The sequence below is a fragment of the Paraburkholderia flava genome (assembly GCF_004359985.1).
GTDB lineage: Bacteria > Pseudomonadota > Gammaproteobacteria > Burkholderiales > Burkholderiaceae > Paraburkholderia > Paraburkholderia flava.
The window spans coordinates 1,593,756-1,607,713 of record NZ_SMRO01000002.1; the positions used below are offsets into that span (position 1 = coordinate 1,593,756).

Annotated in this window: 15 protein-coding genes; 11 read left to right on the plus strand and 4 right to left on the minus strand. The window is 64.4% G+C overall.

What is annotated here, in order from left to right; genetic code table 11:
* Nucleotides 1-113: 113 nt before the first annotated feature.
* Together E1748_RS18605 and E1748_RS18610 are read right to left on the minus strand one after the other, a co-directional pair.
* A complete protein-coding gene (locus E1748_RS18605) occupies nucleotides 114-851 on the minus strand; it encodes a glutathione S-transferase (RefSeq protein ID WP_133648632.1) in 738 nt (245 codons plus the stop codon).
* Nucleotides 852-998: 147 nt separating this feature from the next.
* Nucleotides 999-2,090 (minus strand): YeiH family protein, encoded by a 1,092-nt coding sequence (locus E1748_RS18610; protein ID WP_133648633.1) that lies wholly within the window; start codon nucleotides 2,088-2,090, stop codon nucleotides 999-1,001.
* Between the two features lie 115 nt (nucleotides 2,091-2,205).
* On the opposite strand from E1748_RS18610, the gene E1748_RS18615 reads away from it, so the two are divergent.
* The 8 genes from E1748_RS18615 to E1748_RS18650 all read left to right on the plus strand — a co-directional run bounded on the left by E1748_RS18615 (nucleotide 2,206) and on the right by E1748_RS18650 (nucleotide 9,772).
* The gene (locus E1748_RS18615; protein ID WP_133648634.1) at nucleotides 2,206-3,129 is read left to right on the plus strand and encodes a LysR family transcriptional regulator; all 924 of its coding nucleotides are present in this window, start codon (nucleotides 2,206-2,208) and stop codon (nucleotides 3,127-3,129) included.
* Between the two features lie 147 nt (nucleotides 3,130-3,276).
* Nucleotides 3,277-4,044, plus strand: coding sequence for a TIM barrel protein (locus tag E1748_RS18620; RefSeq protein ID WP_133648635.1), 768 nt, complete (start codon nucleotides 3,277-3,279; stop codon nucleotides 4,042-4,044).
* A gap of 40 nt (nucleotides 4,045-4,084) precedes the next feature.
* A complete protein-coding gene (locus E1748_RS18625; protein WP_133648636.1) occupies nucleotides 4,085-5,056 on the plus strand; it encodes a sugar kinase in 972 nt (323 codons plus the stop codon).
* A 55-nt stretch (nucleotides 5,057-5,111) separates the two neighbouring features.
* A complete protein-coding gene (locus E1748_RS18630) occupies nucleotides 5,112-6,398 on the plus strand; it encodes an MFS transporter (RefSeq protein WP_133648637.1) in 1,287 nt (428 codons plus the stop codon).
* Nucleotides 6,398-7,372: a 2-hydroxyacid dehydrogenase gene (locus tag E1748_RS18635; RefSeq protein WP_133648638.1), complete on the plus strand. Its 975-nt coding sequence runs from the start codon at nucleotides 6,398-6,400 to the stop codon at nucleotides 7,370-7,372. Before E1748_RS18630 ends, E1748_RS18635 begins: the two co-directional genes overlap by 1 nt.
* A complete protein-coding gene (locus E1748_RS18640; RefSeq protein WP_133648639.1) occupies nucleotides 7,369-8,409 on the plus strand; it encodes a LacI family DNA-binding transcriptional regulator in 1,041 nt (346 codons plus the stop codon). Before E1748_RS18635 ends, E1748_RS18640 begins: the two co-directional genes overlap by 4 nt.
* A 61-nt stretch (nucleotides 8,410-8,470) precedes the next feature.
* Complete coding sequence (locus E1748_RS18645; RefSeq protein ID WP_133648640.1) at nucleotides 8,471-9,268, plus strand: YhfC family intramembrane metalloprotease; 798 nt, start codon at nucleotides 8,471-8,473, stop codon at nucleotides 9,266-9,268.
* A 135-nt stretch (nucleotides 9,269-9,403) separates the two neighbouring features.
* The gene (locus E1748_RS18650) at nucleotides 9,404-9,772 is read left to right on the plus strand and encodes a DUF3022 domain-containing protein (protein ID WP_133648641.1); all 369 of its coding nucleotides are present in this window, start codon (nucleotides 9,404-9,406) and stop codon (nucleotides 9,770-9,772) included.
* A gap of 12 nt (nucleotides 9,773-9,784) precedes the next feature.
* On the opposite strand, the gene E1748_RS18655 is transcribed toward E1748_RS18650, so the two are convergent.
* Both E1748_RS18655 and E1748_RS18660 read right to left on the minus strand, forming a co-directional pair.
* Nucleotides 9,785-10,228 (minus strand): PGDYG domain-containing protein, encoded by a 444-nt coding sequence (locus E1748_RS18655; protein ID WP_133648642.1) that lies wholly within the window; start codon nucleotides 10,226-10,228, stop codon nucleotides 9,785-9,787.
* A gap of 221 nt (nucleotides 10,229-10,449) precedes the next feature.
* Nucleotides 10,450-10,968: a Spy/CpxP family protein refolding chaperone gene (locus E1748_RS18660; RefSeq protein ID WP_133649430.1), complete on the minus strand. Its 519-nt coding sequence runs from the start codon at nucleotides 10,966-10,968 to the stop codon at nucleotides 10,450-10,452.
* A 145-nt stretch (nucleotides 10,969-11,113) separates the two neighbouring features.
* Here E1748_RS18660 and E1748_RS18665 point away from each other — a divergent pair, with 145 nt between their 5' ends.
* The 3 genes from E1748_RS18665 to E1748_RS18675 all read left to right on the plus strand — a co-directional run bounded on the left by E1748_RS18665 (nucleotide 11,114) and on the right by E1748_RS18675 (nucleotide 13,886).
* Nucleotides 11,114-11,995 carry a LysR family transcriptional regulator gene (locus E1748_RS18665; protein WP_133648643.1) on the plus strand — a complete coding sequence of 294 codons (882 nt, stop codon included), beginning with the start codon at nucleotides 11,114-11,116 and terminating at the stop codon, nucleotides 11,993-11,995.
* A gap of 112 nt (nucleotides 11,996-12,107) precedes the next feature.
* Complete coding sequence (locus E1748_RS18670; RefSeq protein WP_133648644.1) at nucleotides 12,108-12,572, plus strand: Lrp/AsnC family transcriptional regulator; 465 nt, start codon at nucleotides 12,108-12,110, stop codon at nucleotides 12,570-12,572.
* 216 nt (nucleotides 12,573-12,788) lie between these two features.
* The gene (locus tag E1748_RS18675) at nucleotides 12,789-13,886 is read left to right on the plus strand and encodes a saccharopine dehydrogenase family protein (RefSeq protein WP_133648645.1); all 1,098 of its coding nucleotides are present in this window, start codon (nucleotides 12,789-12,791) and stop codon (nucleotides 13,884-13,886) included.
* The last annotated feature ends 72 nt before the right edge of the window (nucleotides 13,887-13,958 follow it).

A 13,958-nucleotide genomic window follows, 5' to 3' on the forward strand; every position in this document is an offset into this window, starting at 1 on the left:
GAAACGTGAGTGGAATGGCGCGAGCGGAAGGATAGCATCGCGTCCGTTGCAACTGATGTGCAACGCGGACGCGGATGTGGTGAGAAGCGACGTGAAAGCGCGAATCGACAGCGTCAGCGGCCTGCCTTGTCGAGTTCCGGATAGTGCCGGAAGATGCACGCCTCGTTGTGCGGAATGCGACGGTCGGACGCCAGATACGCGGCGATTCGCGGCCGCTTGATCACGCGGTCGTACAACGCGGCAAGCCGGGGATAGTGCGTGTCGAAACGCTTCGTGCCACGCGGGAATGCATACAGCAGCCCGTCGATCAGCTGGAACATCGACAGGTCGACGTAAGTCAGCGCATTGCCGACGAGATACGCGTCGCCGGCCGGATTCTGCGCAAGCACGCGGTCGAAGTAGCTCATGAACTTCGGAATCCGATGATCGATGAAATCGTGCGAGCGGATTTTCGCGGCGTCCTTCTGGTCTTCGTAGTAGAGATTGCTCGCGAGCGGATGATGCGTGTCGTGCGCTTCGGTGACGACATCGGCGATCGTCAACTGCAGACCGTTCGCGACGAAGCGTAACGACTCGTCGCGCGGTGCGAGACCGAGCTTCGGTCCGAGGTAGAGCAGGATGTTGGCGGTCTGCGGGATGATCAGATCGCTGTCCTGCAGAAACGGCGCCGCGAACGGCGGATGGGCTTCGTCGGGACTGTCGAGCAGCGCCATCATGGCACCGGTGCCCTGGTCGTCCGATTCGTCGCCGCGTGCCACGTCGACATAGTCCGCGCCGGCTTCCTCCAGCGCGAGCCGCACGAATTCGCCGCGGCCCTGCAGGCCGTCCCAGTAATAGAGTTTGTACGTCATCGATCGGTCCTTGCTCAAACGGGTTGAATCCATCGGGCGAGCATGAAGTATGCCGCGCAGGATGTGTCGATGAGTGTTGCAAAGAGCGCTGTCGTAAACGCGCAAAAGCCCTGCGCAAGGCAGGGCTGGGAGCAGGACAAATGAGGTTCACCCGAGGACGCGTTCGACGAGCCACGTAATCCCCAGACCGCCGACGGTCAGCCACACATACAGGATCAACCCGGTGGTCAGCGCACGCGGTCCGGCCTGACGGATCTGCGACACGCGCGTTTCGATACCGAGTGCGGTCATGGCCATCGTCAGCGCGAAGGTGTCGAGTGTGTTCACTGTCTGCGTCGCGGCGTCGGGCAACACGTGCAGCGAATTGACGATTACCAGCGCGAGGAAGCCGAGTGCGAACCAGGGGATCGCGAGCTTGCGCGGTGCGTGCGTGCCGGCCGCATCGCTGGAGGTCTTGGCGCGCGCCGCACGGTTGAGCCACACGCCGAGCACGAGCAGCACCGGCACGAGCAGCATCACGCGGGTCATCTTGACGATCGTTGCGATGTGGGTCGCTTCAGGGCTGACGTTGCTCGCCGCGCCGACCACCTGCGCAACTTCGTGGATCGTGCCGCCGAAAAACAGACCCGCGCCGAGCGTGTCGAGATGCAGCCAGCCGAGGCGATACAGCACCGGGTACAGGAACATCGACAGCGTACCGAACAGCACGACGCTGCCGACCGCCATCGCGCTCTTGTGCGGCTTCGACTGCAGTGTCGATTCGAATGCGAGCACCGCGGCCGCGCCGCAGATCGCGCTGCCTGCCGCCGTGAGGATCGCCGTATCGCGATCGAGCTTCATCACTTTCATGCCGACCCACGTGCCGATCAGCAGCGTGCTGACGACGACCAGCACCGACACCGTGAGCCCAGGCAAACCGACCTGCGCGATTTCCTGCAGGCTGACCCGCAGCCCGAAGAACGCGACCGCGATCCGCAGCAGTTTGCGCGCCGAAAAGTTGACACCCGATGCCCAGCTGTCGGGCATCGCATCGCGCAGCACGTTGCCGTAGATCGCGCCTGCGGCGATCCCGACGATCAGCGGGCTGAGTCCCAGCCCGGCGATGGCCGGCAACTGCGCGACGCGCGTCACCGCAGCCGCAAACAGCGCGACGAACAGGATTCCGTTGAGATGACCTCGTGTCGACGAGGTGGAGGGGGCGACCGGTGCGGGCGCGGCGTTCAGATGAGCGGTGGACATGGCTGAGGCCTCTTGAGGCTTTCCGATGCGATGGCCTAATCCTAATTTGGATATATCGATATGAGAAATCGTGATTTGTGACGTAAAATATCGGCTGAGCCTATAATTCAAAGCCATGACCCCCGATCAGCTTATAACTTTTGCCGCCGTCGCCGAGCAGCTGAACATCAGCCGCGCGGCGGAAACGCTGCATCTGTCGCAGCCGGCGGTGTCGGGGCAACTCCGTCTGTTGCAGGACGAGTTCGGCGAGCCGCTGTATCAGCGGGAAGGGCGCGGCGTTCGGCTGACGCCGACCGGTGAGCAGCTCGCGACGTACGCGACGCGTCTGCGCGATACCTGGCGTCAGGCCCACACGTATCGCGACGCCTTGCGCGGGATGGAGCGCGGCACGCTGCGGATCGGCGCCAGCACGACGCCGGCGAGTTACCTGCTGCCGTATCTGATCGCCGGTTTCCGTCAACGTTATCCGGACGTGACGCTGCATGTCGCCGACGGCAATACGTCGGAGATCGTCGGGGCGCTCGGGTCGGTCGATATTGCGCTGATCGAAGGGCCGGTGGGTGCCGATCTGCCGCTCGATACCGCCGTTCATCCGTGGCACGAGGACGAGATCGTCGCGATCATGCCGAGTACGCATCCGCTCGCGGAAACGGCGCGCGCGGGTGGCAACAACGCTGGCCTGCGCCGAGCGACGCTTGCCGAACTGGGCGCGTACCCGCTGGTGCTGCGCGAAGCGGGCTCGGGCGTGCGGCAGGTCGTCGAGCGTGCGTTCGCGCGCGCGGCTGCGCCGATGAGGGTTGCTCTGGAGATTGCCGGCGTCGAAGGCGTGAAGGAGGCGGTGCGCGCGGGCATGGGCATCGGCTTCGTGTCGGCGATGTCGATGCGTCACGAGGACGATGCGCTGTCTCTCGTGTCGCTCGCGCCGGAGCCGCTCACGCGCCGGTTTTCGGTTCTCGTGCCGCACGCCAGTGCGCCGTCGCGCGTCGCGCAGCGGTTCCTGGAGCTGTGCATGGCACCAGCCGATTCGCCCGCAGCCTAGGGATTACCACGATGGCTCGTCGACCACGTGGCGAGCATGATTTGCATCAACCAAGCGCACCTGCGCTTTTTTTCGACCTGCAAATGGAACCGGTTCCAAAGATCCAAAGATTTCGGACCACGAGCCGGTAAAAGAGGAAACACCGATATGAGTGAAGTCGTGATTGTCGCGAGCGCGTTCGGCGCGGAGGCAATCCGCCGCGATGGGCATCACGGATGGCTCGCGATCGCAGCGGCGGCGGGAGCGGCTGGCTTCGAGGTGCGTCGCGAGCTGTTCGCCTCCGACGACGAAGCGACGCCGCACGCGTTGCGCGAACTCGGCGCGGCGATTGCGGCGCTGCGGATGTGGTCGGTGTATTCGACGCCGGCCGCGCTGTACACAGACGAAGGCGCACTCGACACCGCCGCGTTGGCGCTCGCGCTTGACGAAGCACGCGCGCTCGGTGCGCGCTTCGTGAAGCTGCAACTCGGCGGTTTCATGGACAACTCACAGACCGCCGAACTTGCCGCATACCTTGGCAACGATAAGCAGCCACGTCTGCTGGTCGAAAACGGCCAGTTGCCGATCGGCGGCACGCTGACGCAATTCACGACGCTGTTCGATGCGCTCGATCGCGACGGGCAGGCGGATCTGCTCGGCATGACGTTCGACGTCGGCAACTGGCGCTGGCCCGGCGAAGACCCGGTTGAAGCAGCGACGTCGCTCGCGCGTCACGTCGAGTATGTGCACTGCAAATCGGTGACCGGCGAGGGCGCCCGACGTTTCGCGGTTGCCCCGGCCGCCGACGATCCACTGTGCGCCGCCGTCCTGCCGCTGCTGCCGCGCAACGTGCCGCGCGGCATCGAATTCCCGTTCGACCCGACGCGCATCGCGGCCGACGCAGCACGCTACGTCACGTGGCTCGCCGCCGCATAACGTCCATCGCACAACAGCAAGCAGAAGGAAAGGAGACACCATGAACCCGTCACTCGATATCGTCACCTACGGCGAGGCCATGACGATGTTCGTCGCGAACGAACCGGGGCCGCTCGCGGACGTCGGGCAGTTCACGAAGCGCGTCGCGGGCGCCGATCTCAACGTGGCGATCGGGCTGTCGCGGCTCGGTTTCAACGTGGGCTGGATGAGCCGCGTCGGACGCGATTCGTTCGGCGATTTCGTGCGGGCGACGCTGACGCGTGAACGCATCGACCAGCATCGCGTGACGACCGACGAGTGCTACCCGACCGGCTTCCAGTTGAAGTCGAAGAACGACGACGGCAGCGATCCGGCGATCGAATATTTTCGCAAAGGTTCGGCAGCGAGCCATCTGTCGCTCGACGATTACGACGCCGACTATGTGCTCGGCGCGCGCCATCTGCATCTGACGGGCGTCGCGCCCGCGATCTCCGCGTCGTCGCGCGAACTTGCGTTCCATCTCGCGCGCGAGATGCGCGCGGCGGGCCGCACGATCTCGTTCGATCCGAACCTGCGTCCGACGCTGTGGCCGTCGCGTGAAGCGATGGTCGATGCGTTGAACGAACTCGCGTCGTTTGCCGACTGGGTGCTGCCGGGCCTCGGCGAAGGCGAGATCCTGACCGGCCACACACAGCCCGACGACATCGCACGCTTCTACCTCGAGCGCGGCGCGCGCGGCGTGATCGTGAAGCTCGGGCCGCAGGGCGCGTATTACCGCACGGCCGATAGCGAAGGCACGGTCGCGGCGCAATCGGTCGAGCGCGTCGTCGATACGGTCGGAGCCGGCGATGGCTTCGCGGTCGGCGTCGTCAGCGCGTTGCTCGAAGGGCGTTCGCTCGAGCAAGCCGTCGCGCGCGGCAACCGGATCGGCGGGCTCGCGATCCAGGTGATCGGCGATTCGGAAGGCCTGCCGACGCGCGCCGAACTCGACGCGTTAGAGCAGGCAACAAACCTGCACGGCGCAACAGCCTGACATGTAATACCCGACACCACAAACCGGAAATCCGGAGAGACGAAGGAGACACCTGATGAACTCATCGCTTGCAGTGCGCCGCTGGTGGACGATCATGCCGATCGTTTTCATCACGTACAGCCTCGCTTATCTGGATCGCGCGAATTACGGCTTCGCTTCGGCGGCCGGCATCAATCAGGATCTCGGCATCAGCAAGGGGCTGTCGTCGCTGATCGGCGCGCTGTTCTTCCTCGGCTATTTCTTCTTCCAGATTCCGGGTGCGATCTACGCGGAACGACGCAGCGTGAAGAAGCTCGTTTTCTGGAGCCTGATTTTGTGGGGCTGCTGCGCGGCGCTGACGGGCATCGTCAGCAATGTGCCGTCGTTGATGGCTATCCGTTTCGCGCTCGGTGTCGTCGAGGCCGCCGTGATGCCGGCGATGCTGATCTTCATCAGCAACTGGTTCACGAAGCATGAGCGCTCGCGTGCGAACACGTTCCTGATTCTCGGCAATCCGGTGACGGTGCTGTGGATGTCGGTCGTGTCGGGCTATCTCGTGCATTCGTTCGGCTGGCGTCACATGTTCATCGCCGAAGGGGTGCCTGCCGTGCTGTGGGCGGTGTGCTGGTGGTTTATCGTGAAGGACAAACCGGCACAGGTGTCGTGGTTGTCGGCCGAAGAAAAGGACGCGCTCGATGCGGCAATGCGCGCCGAACAGGCGGCGATCAAGCCGGTGCGCAATTACGCCGAAGCGTTCCGCTCGCCTGCGGTGATCAAGCTGTCCGCGCAGTACTTCTGCTGGAGCATCGGCGTGTACGGTTTCGTGCTGTGGCTGCCGTCGATCCTGAAGAACGGCTCGACGCTCGGCATGGTCGAAACCGGCTGGCTGTCGGCGCTGCCGTACCTCGCGGCGACCATCGCGATGCTCGCGGTGTCGTGGGCATCGGATAAACTCGATCGCCGCAAGGTGTTCGTGTGGCCGTTCCTGCTGCTCGGCGCGGTGGCGTTCGCCGCATCGTATGCGCTCGGCTCGACGCATTTCTGGCTGTCGTATGCGCTGCTTGTCGTGGCGGGTGCCGCGATGTACGCGCCGTACGGGCCGTTCTTCGCGATCGTGCCGGAACTGCTGCCGAAGAACGTCGCGGGCGGTGCGATGGCGCTGATCAACAGCATGGGCGCGCTCGGTTCGTTTGTCGGCTCGTATATGGTCGGCTATCTGAACGGCGCGACCGGCTCGCCGGCTGCGTCGTATGCGTTCATGAGCGTCGCGCTGATCGCGGCGGTGATTTTCACGCTCGCGGTGAAGCCGCAGCAGTCGACGGCCCGGACACTCGCCAGCTCTTTGCCCAGGGAAGGACATTGATGAACAGGATCGTTGCATACAAACCGCTGCCCGACGACGTGCTCGCGTATCTGCGCGAACACGCGGAGGTCGTGCAGATCGAAGCCGGCTCGCACGATGCGCACGATGCGTTCGTCGCCGCATTGCGCGACGCGGACGGCGCGATCGGCGCGAGCGTGAAGATCACGTCGGCGATGCTCGAAGGTGCGTCGCGATTAAAAGCGTTGTCGACGATCTCGGTCGGCTTCGACAACTTCGACGTCGCGGACCTCACGCGTCGCGGCATCGTGCTCGCGCACACGCCCGACGTGCTGACCGAATCGACGGCAGACACGGTGTTCTCGCTGATCCTCGCGACCGCACGACGCGTCGTCGAACTCGCCGACTGGGTGAAGGCCGGGCAGTGGACCCACAGCATCGGCCCCGAACATTTCGGTGTCGACGTGCAGGGCAAAACGCTCGGCATCGTCGGACTGGGACGGATCGGCGGGGCCGTTGCGCGACGTGCGGCGCTCGGCTTCAACATGCGCGTGCTGTACACGAACCGCAGTCCGAATCGCGAGGCGGAAACCGCGTGGGGCGCGCGCCGCGTCGAACTGGCGGAACTGCTCGCGCAGTCCGATTTCGTCTGTCTGCAGGTGCCGCTCACGCCGGAAACGCATCATCTGATCGGTGCCGAACAACTGCGCGCGATGAAGAAAAGCGCGATCCTGATCAATGCATCGCGCGGCGCAACCGTCGACGAAGCCGCGCTGATCGACGCGCTGCAGAACGGTACGATTCACGGCGCAGGACTCGACGTGTTCGCACAGGAGCCGATTGCCGCCGACTCGCCGCTGCTGAAACTGCGCAACGTCGTCGCGTTGCCGCACATCGGATCGGCGACGCACGAGACGCGTCACGCGATGGCACGCTGCGCGGCCGAAAACCTCGTCGCGGCGCTGGCCGGCACGTTGACGCAGAACGTCGTGAATCGCGAGGTACTCGCGCGATGAGCGATCCGCAGCGCCGCGCGACGATCAGCGACGTCGCGCGCGAAGCCGGCACCGGCAAGACGAGCATCTCGCGTTATCTGAACGGCGAGATGGGCGTGCTGTCGGCGGACATCCGCGCGCGCATCGCGGCAGCGATCGAAAAGCTCGACTATCAGCCGAACCAGATGGCGCGCGGTCTGAAGCGCGGCCGCAACCGGTTGATCGGCATGCTGCTCGCCGACCTGACCAATCCGTATTCGGTCGAAGTGTTGCAGGGCGTAGAGGCCGCGTGTCACGCGCTCGGTTACATGCCGTTGATCTGCCACGCGGCGAACGAAGTCGAGATGGAGCGGCGCTTCCTGCAACTGCTAACGACGTATCGCGTGGAAGGCGTGATCGTCAATGCGCTCGGCGTGCGCGAGGAAACGCTGCGGCCGGTGGGCGGCGGCGGGATTCCGGCGGTGCTCGTCGACCGGATGATCGAAGGGCTGGCGGCGGACATGGTCGGCCTCGACAACGCGGACGCGGTGAATCGCGCGACGCGTCATCTGCTGGAACAGGGCTTCGACGATATCCGTTTTGTCGTGCAGCCGTACGAGTCGGTGAGTTCGCGCCGGCTGCGCGAGGCTGCGTTTCACGCGACGCTGGATGAGCAGCAACGTGCGGGCGGGGCTCACCACGCAAAAGGCACAACGGTCGTGCTCGATCTCGCGGACGAAACAGCCGTCACGCACACGCTCGCCCAGCTCGACGCGGCGATCGACGCCGCACCGCATCGGCTCGCGCTGTTCGCGGCGAACGCGCCAGTCGCGCTGCGTATCGCGCTGCATCTGAATCAACGGCTCGGCGCACGCTGGCCCGAACGCGTCGCGCTGCTGTCGATCGACGATCCCGACTGGGCCGAGCTTGCCGGCATCACGACGGTGCGCCAGCCGACCTACGACATCGGCTACCGCGCGGTGGAGTTCCTGCACGAGCGGATCGACGGTGCCAAAGCCCCGGCGCGCGACTGCCTGCTGCCGGGCGAACTGATCGTACGCGCGTCGACGGCGCGCTGATCTGCGATCATGCGGGTTTGCGGCGCGCGAACGGTGCGCGCCGGTCACTGCAAGGAACCACATGGTCGTCGCCCCGCTCACGCTGATCTGTCTGTCGCTCACGACGCTCTTCGTCGCGATCGTCCCCATTCTGCTGTACCGCCGCCTGAGGGTGCCGTTCGCGTTCAACTGGCGCGACGTGATTGCCGGTATCGCGGTGTTCGCGGCGTTCGCGATGGTGATCGAGCGCGCGGTGAACGACTATTTCCTGCGGATCAACCCGACGACCTCCGAGTGGCTGTCGAACCCGTTTGCGTTCGTCGTGTACGGCGGGCTCGCGGCCGGCATCTGCGAGGAGGTCGGGCGTTTCATCGCGATGCGGATGATGCTGCGGCGCGCGAAAGGTGCGGGTCAGTCCGGCGACGGTCGCGGGCTCGCGTACGGCATCGGACACGGCGGCGCGGAGGCGTGGCTCGTCGGCGTGCTGGTGCAGGCGCAGTGGATTTTCTTTGCGGTGCTCGCGAACCGTGGGCAGCTCGACAGCCAGATGGCGAACCTGCAGCCGGAAACGCTGATGCGGATGCACCTGATCCTCGCGACGCTGTCGCCGATGATGACCGGCATCTTCACGCTCGAGCGTCTGTCGGCGCTGGTGTTCCAGATCGGCTTGTCGGTGCTGATGTGGCGCGGCGTGCGGGCCGGCTGGCGCGGCATCCTGCCGCTCGCGATCGTCGTGCACGCGGTGATCGACGTGCCCGCCGCGATGTTTCAGGCGCGGATGCTGACGCTGTTCGAAGTGGACGGCCTGTATGCGGTCGCGGCGATCATCGTGGCGATCGTGCTGGTGCGCCGCGTGCGCCGGCCGGATGTGGTCGTCTGATTTGCTTGTATGCGGCTGTCGGTATCGACGGGTCGCGCAGGACCGCGCATCGTGGCATGATCCGGCGCGCGGTTGCATCGACGGTACCGTCTCGCAGCCGCATTCCGATTCACGACGTTTTTAGTCCCGACGCTTATGGATGAAGCCTACCAGTACGACTGCGCAAGCCCCGACATCGAGGAGCTGGCGCGCGTGATCAGCGATCTGTTTCCCGAGCAGACGCGCTTTGCCGAACAGCCCGCCGACGACGGCACGCCGACACTGGTCGTGCATTGGGTGGCGATGCGCTTCGGGTCGACCGCGAAGCGTATCGCGATGCAGGTGATGGTGTCGCCGGCTGCGTTCGCGCGCTATCGGGCGCTGCCCGCGCGGTTGCGCGGGCGTAGTTTCGCGGTGCTGCGTGCGTATGTGGAAGCGTCGATCGGCTCGCTCGAAGAGCAGTATGCGAACGGGGAGACTGTGCCGAAGGAAGTGACGGTGGATCTCGGCGACGAGTTTGCCTGACGACCGTTGCAGTTATGCGTCGCTTGCTACGCGATACACCTTCGCGAAGCGCGCAGCCTGCACGACACCATAATCACCGGGCGCATATTGCATGATCCAGTCGCCGGCATTGCCGGTGAGCACGTCGCCGCCGTTCGCGGAGCGCGCAAGCGAGAACGCTTCGTCCATGCGTTTGGCGAGCACGACGGCCGGGCGATTGCGATACGCGCCGGGCGTGCCGTGCGCAAGCGCTGCATCGGCGGGAAGATACTTCGCGTCGAAGCGCTCGCGCGAGACGACCCAGCGATCGCCGGTGGAACCGGTGATCAACGCGTCACCTGGCACGTAACGGTTCGGGCCTTCGAGGCTCATCAGCTCGCCTTCGTGTGCGGCGAAATCGACGGCAACCGTTTCATCCTTGACGACGCGTTGGGCGGCGGAATCGGTACGCAGGTCGATGTGACGGAGTTCGATCATGACGCGAAGGAGCGGGTGGTGGACGAGGGCGCAAGCGTAACGCTAAAGCGCGCGTCGGGAAAGCACGATACTCGAACAAACGCACATGCGACGCGCATGAAAAACGCCCGCCGGTGAGGGCGGGCGCGGTAATGCTTCATGACGTGGCGTAAGACAGCTTAAGCCGGTGTAAGGCCAACCGATGCGGGTTCGCGTTGCCCGTTACGCCAATGTCAGAGTTTTTAAGGCTTGACGTTCGCGTCGCTGGCCGCATCGGCAGCCGGCGCCTTCGCTGCCGGATGACGGCGATGCGGACGCTCGGCGCGATGCTGTTGGCCGGATTCGCGGAACGTCGTGTCGGCGAGCTTCTTCTGCTCAGGCGAGAAGCTGTTGTACAGCGGCTCGAATGCGTCGACCAGCTTCTTCGTGCCGTCGGCGTGTGCCGTGGCGATTTCCGAATACTGCTTCATGTCGTCGAGCGCGGAGACGTTCTTGCTGTCATGGCGCTGGCGATACAGTTCGCCCATCGTCTGGCCGTTGCCGCGCATGACGTCGGCGAACGTGTTCCACTGGCTCTCCTGCTGCGACGTGATCTTCAGCTGCGAGTGCAGGTAAGCGATGCGCTCTTCGACGCGCTGCTCATGCTGGACCTTGGCCGCCGGAGCGGAGGCCGACATTGCAGGCGCGGCAGGCGACGAAGCCTGGGCGAAGGCGCCGCTCATGGTGAGGGCGGTGGCGAGGATAGCGAGGGTTTTTTTCATCGAGACTCCTGATGGTCGTTCGTATCGGGAAGATACCAGCCCGCGGCTGGCCGCTTCGCCTTGGGGGATATTAGTATCACGATATACCAGGGTTGCGTCCGCGATGCGACAACTGCTTACAAACGAAACGAACAGGAAATAGCGGGTGGACAAGTTCGCCAGCATGGAGGTCTTCGTGGCTGTCGTCGAGGCGGGCAGCCTGACGGCGGCCGCCGAACGCTTCGGCATTTCGTCGGCGATGGCCGGCAAGCATATCCGCGCGCTCGAAACACGGCTCGCGACGCGGCTGCTCACCCGCACCACGCGACGTCAGAGTCTGACCGAGATCGGCCGGCAGTATTACGAGCAGTGCCGGCGCATTCTTGCAGAGGTGAAAGAGGCGGAGTCGATCGCCGAAGCGATGGCATCGGCGCCGCGCGGACTGCTGAAAATCACCGTGCCGCTCACGTACGGCGTCGAGGTGTTTTCTCCGGCGATGACCGACTATCTGACCGCGTGGCCCGACGTCAGTCTCGAACTCGATCTGACGAACCGCATCACTGATCTCGTCGAGGAAGGTTTCGATGCGGCCGTGCGGATCGGCCGGTTGCCCGATTCGAGTTTTATCGCGCGGCCGTTGAAGCCGTACCGGATGCGCGCATGCGCGTCGCCTGGGTATCTCGCGCGCGCCGGTACGCCGCGCATGCCCGCCGATCTCGTGCATCACGAATGCCTCGGTTTCCTGCATTGGGGACGCGAGGGCATCTGGCGGCTCGAAGGCGATGCGCCCGGCGAGACTCCGCGCGCCGGCCGGTTTCGCGCGAACAACGGGCAGGCACTGAAGGTCGCGGCACTGCACGGCTTCGGTCTTGTGCTGCAGCCCGAAGCGTTGCTCGCGAAGGAGATCGAAAGCGGGCAACTCGTGTCGGTGCTCGAAGACTATCTGCCCGAAGGCTCGCCCGTGCATCTGATCTATCCGGGCGACCGGCGCGCGACGCCGAAGCTCACCACATTCATCGATTTCGTGATCGAGCGGCTGGGTGCCTGAGGTGTCGTACTGAGGCGTGGCATTGCCCGACGGAAGACCTCGACTGCGAACGAAGGCATAATCCGCGTGCCGACGCCTCGTTCCTATTCGACTCACTTTTTCCTCGCCTTCGATGAGACCTCCGCGACTCGACCAGCTCGACGATCTCGACCGCAGCCTCGTAGCTGCGCTGCAGGCCAATGCACGCGAGAGCGTCGCGAATCTCGCGCGCCAGCTCGGCGTTGCACGTACTACGGTGATCGCGCGGATCGCGCGGCTCGAACGTACGAACGTGATCGCGGGCTACAGCGTGCGGCTCGGCCAGGACGTGCTCGATGCGAGCATCTACGCGTACGTCGGCATCATCATCGCGCCGCGCTACGGCGCCGACGTGCAGAAGCGGCTCGCGAAAATGCCCGAGGTGCAGCTGCTGTGCGCGGTGAGCGGCGAGTTCGATTACGTCGCGTGGCTGCGTGCGGATTCGCCCGACCGGCTCAACGATCTGCTCGACCAGATCGGCGGACTCGAGGGCGTCGAGCGGACCACGACGTCGATCATTCTCGCGCGCAAGATCGACCGCGGGACGGTCACCGGCTAGGCGCGTCTTCGGGCGTATTTCCATCCCGCTTCACACCTATTTCGACTCATCGACGATCCACTTCGTCATATCGTCGAAACTGCTGGTCATTACGCAGCATTTTGCGTCTAGGATCCGTTCGTCCTTCTCCCTAAACTGTTTGGCAGGCTTTCAGCTGGTCCGCACGAAAGGCCGGCCGGCTAGAGACAGCCGCTCACACAAAACAAGGAGAAGCGCATGAAAGTAGCCATCGTTGGCGCAGGTCTGATCGGTCACACCATCGCTCACATGCTGCGCGAAACCGGCGACTACGAAGTCGTCGCATTCGATCGCGATCAACAGGCGCTCGACAAGCTCGCCGCGCAGGGCATCCCCACCCGCCGTGTCGATTCCGGCGATGCAGCCGCGCTTCGTGCTGCGATTCAGGGCTTCGATGCGCTCGTCAATGCATTGCCGTACTACCTCGCGGTGAACGTTGCCACGGCGGCAAAAGGCGCGGGCGTCCATTACTTCGATCTGACCGAAGACGTGCGCGCGACGAGCGCGATCCGCGAGATCGCAGAGAGCGCCGAACACGCATTCATGCCGCAGTGCGGACTCGCACCGGGCTTCATCGGACTCGCCGCGCACGAACTCGCGAACCGTTTCACCGAAATCCGCGACGTGAAGATGCGCGTCGGCGCACTGCCCGAATTTCCGACCAACGCGTTGAAGTACAACCTGACGTGGAGCGTCGACGGCCTGATCAACGAATACTGTCAGCCCTGCGAAGCGATTCGCGACAGCCGCACGCAGTGGGTGCAGCCGCTCGAAGGCCTCGAGCATTTCTCGCTCGACGGCACCGAGTACGAAGCGTTCAACACGTCAGGTGGTCTCGGCACGCTGTGCGAAACACTCTCGGGTCGCGTCGAATCGCTCGACTACAAGTCGGTGCGTTATCCGGGTCACCGCGAGCTGATGAAGTTCCTGCTCGAAGACCTGCGCCTCGCGTCCGACCGCGACACGCTGAAGACGATCATGCGTCGTTCGGTGCCCGCGACCGAGCAGGACGTCGTGCTGATTTTCATCACGGTGACCGGCACGCGCAACGGTCAGCTGCTGCAGGAAGTGTTCACACGAAAGATCTTCGCGAAGACGGTCTGCGGCGTGCCGATGAGCGCGATCCAGATCACGACGGCCGGCGCGATGTGCGCGGTGCTGGATCTGTTCCGCGAGAAGAAGCTGCCGCAAAGCGGTTTCGTGCGTCAGGAGCAGGTGTCGCTGCGCGAGTTTCTTGCGAACCGCTTTGGGCAACTGTACGAAGGACAGTCGATCGACGCGATGGCGACGGTCTGACCTGATAGCTGCATCGTCGATGCTTGATGAAAAAGCCCCGCTTTTGCGGGGCTTTTTCTTTGCAGCGGGGTT

Bases quoted from the DNA above. Each gene is read 5' to 3' on its own strand.
- E1748_RS18630 (WP_133648637.1), top strand. From the start codon at position 5,112: ATGAACTCATCGCTTGCAGTGCGCCGCTGGTGGACGATCATGCCGATC.
- E1748_RS18635 (WP_133648638.1), top strand. From the start codon at position 6,398: ATGAACAGGATCGTTGCATACAAACCGCTGCCCGACGACGTGCTCGCG.
- E1748_RS18625 (WP_133648636.1), top strand. From the start codon at position 4,085: ATGAACCCGTCACTCGATATCGTCACCTACGGCGAGGCCATGACGATG.
- E1748_RS18670 (WP_133648644.1), top strand. From the start codon at position 12,108: ATGAGACCTCCGCGACTCGACCAGCTCGACGATCTCGACCGCAGCCTC.
- E1748_RS18610 (WP_133648633.1), bottom strand. From the start codon at position 2,090: ATGTCCACCGCTCATCTGAACGCCGCGCCCGCACCGGTCGCCCCCTCC.
- E1748_RS18650 (WP_133648641.1), top strand. From the start codon at position 9,404: ATGGATGAAGCCTACCAGTACGACTGCGCAAGCCCCGACATCGAGGAG.
- E1748_RS18645 (WP_133648640.1), top strand. From the start codon at position 8,471: ATGGTCGTCGCCCCGCTCACGCTGATCTGTCTGTCGCTCACGACGCTC.
- E1748_RS18655 (WP_133648642.1), bottom strand. From the start codon at position 10,228: ATGATCGAACTCCGTCACATCGACCTGCGTACCGATTCCGCCGCCCAA.
- E1748_RS18675 (WP_133648645.1), top strand. From the start codon at position 12,789: ATGAAAGTAGCCATCGTTGGCGCAGGTCTGATCGGTCACACCATCGCT.
- E1748_RS18660 (WP_133649430.1), bottom strand. From the start codon at position 10,968: ATGAAAAAAACCCTCGCTATCCTCGCCACCGCCCTCACCATGAGCGGC.
- E1748_RS18620 (WP_133648635.1), top strand. From the start codon at position 3,277: ATGAGTGAAGTCGTGATTGTCGCGAGCGCGTTCGGCGCGGAGGCAATC.
- E1748_RS18605 (WP_133648632.1), bottom strand. From the start codon at position 851: ATGACGTACAAACTCTATTACTGGGACGGCCTGCAGGGCCGCGGCGAA.
- E1748_RS18640 (WP_133648639.1), top strand. From the start codon at position 7,369: ATGAGCGATCCGCAGCGCCGCGCGACGATCAGCGACGTCGCGCGCGAA.
- E1748_RS18615 (WP_133648634.1), top strand. From the start codon at position 2,206: ATGACCCCCGATCAGCTTATAACTTTTGCCGCCGTCGCCGAGCAGCTG.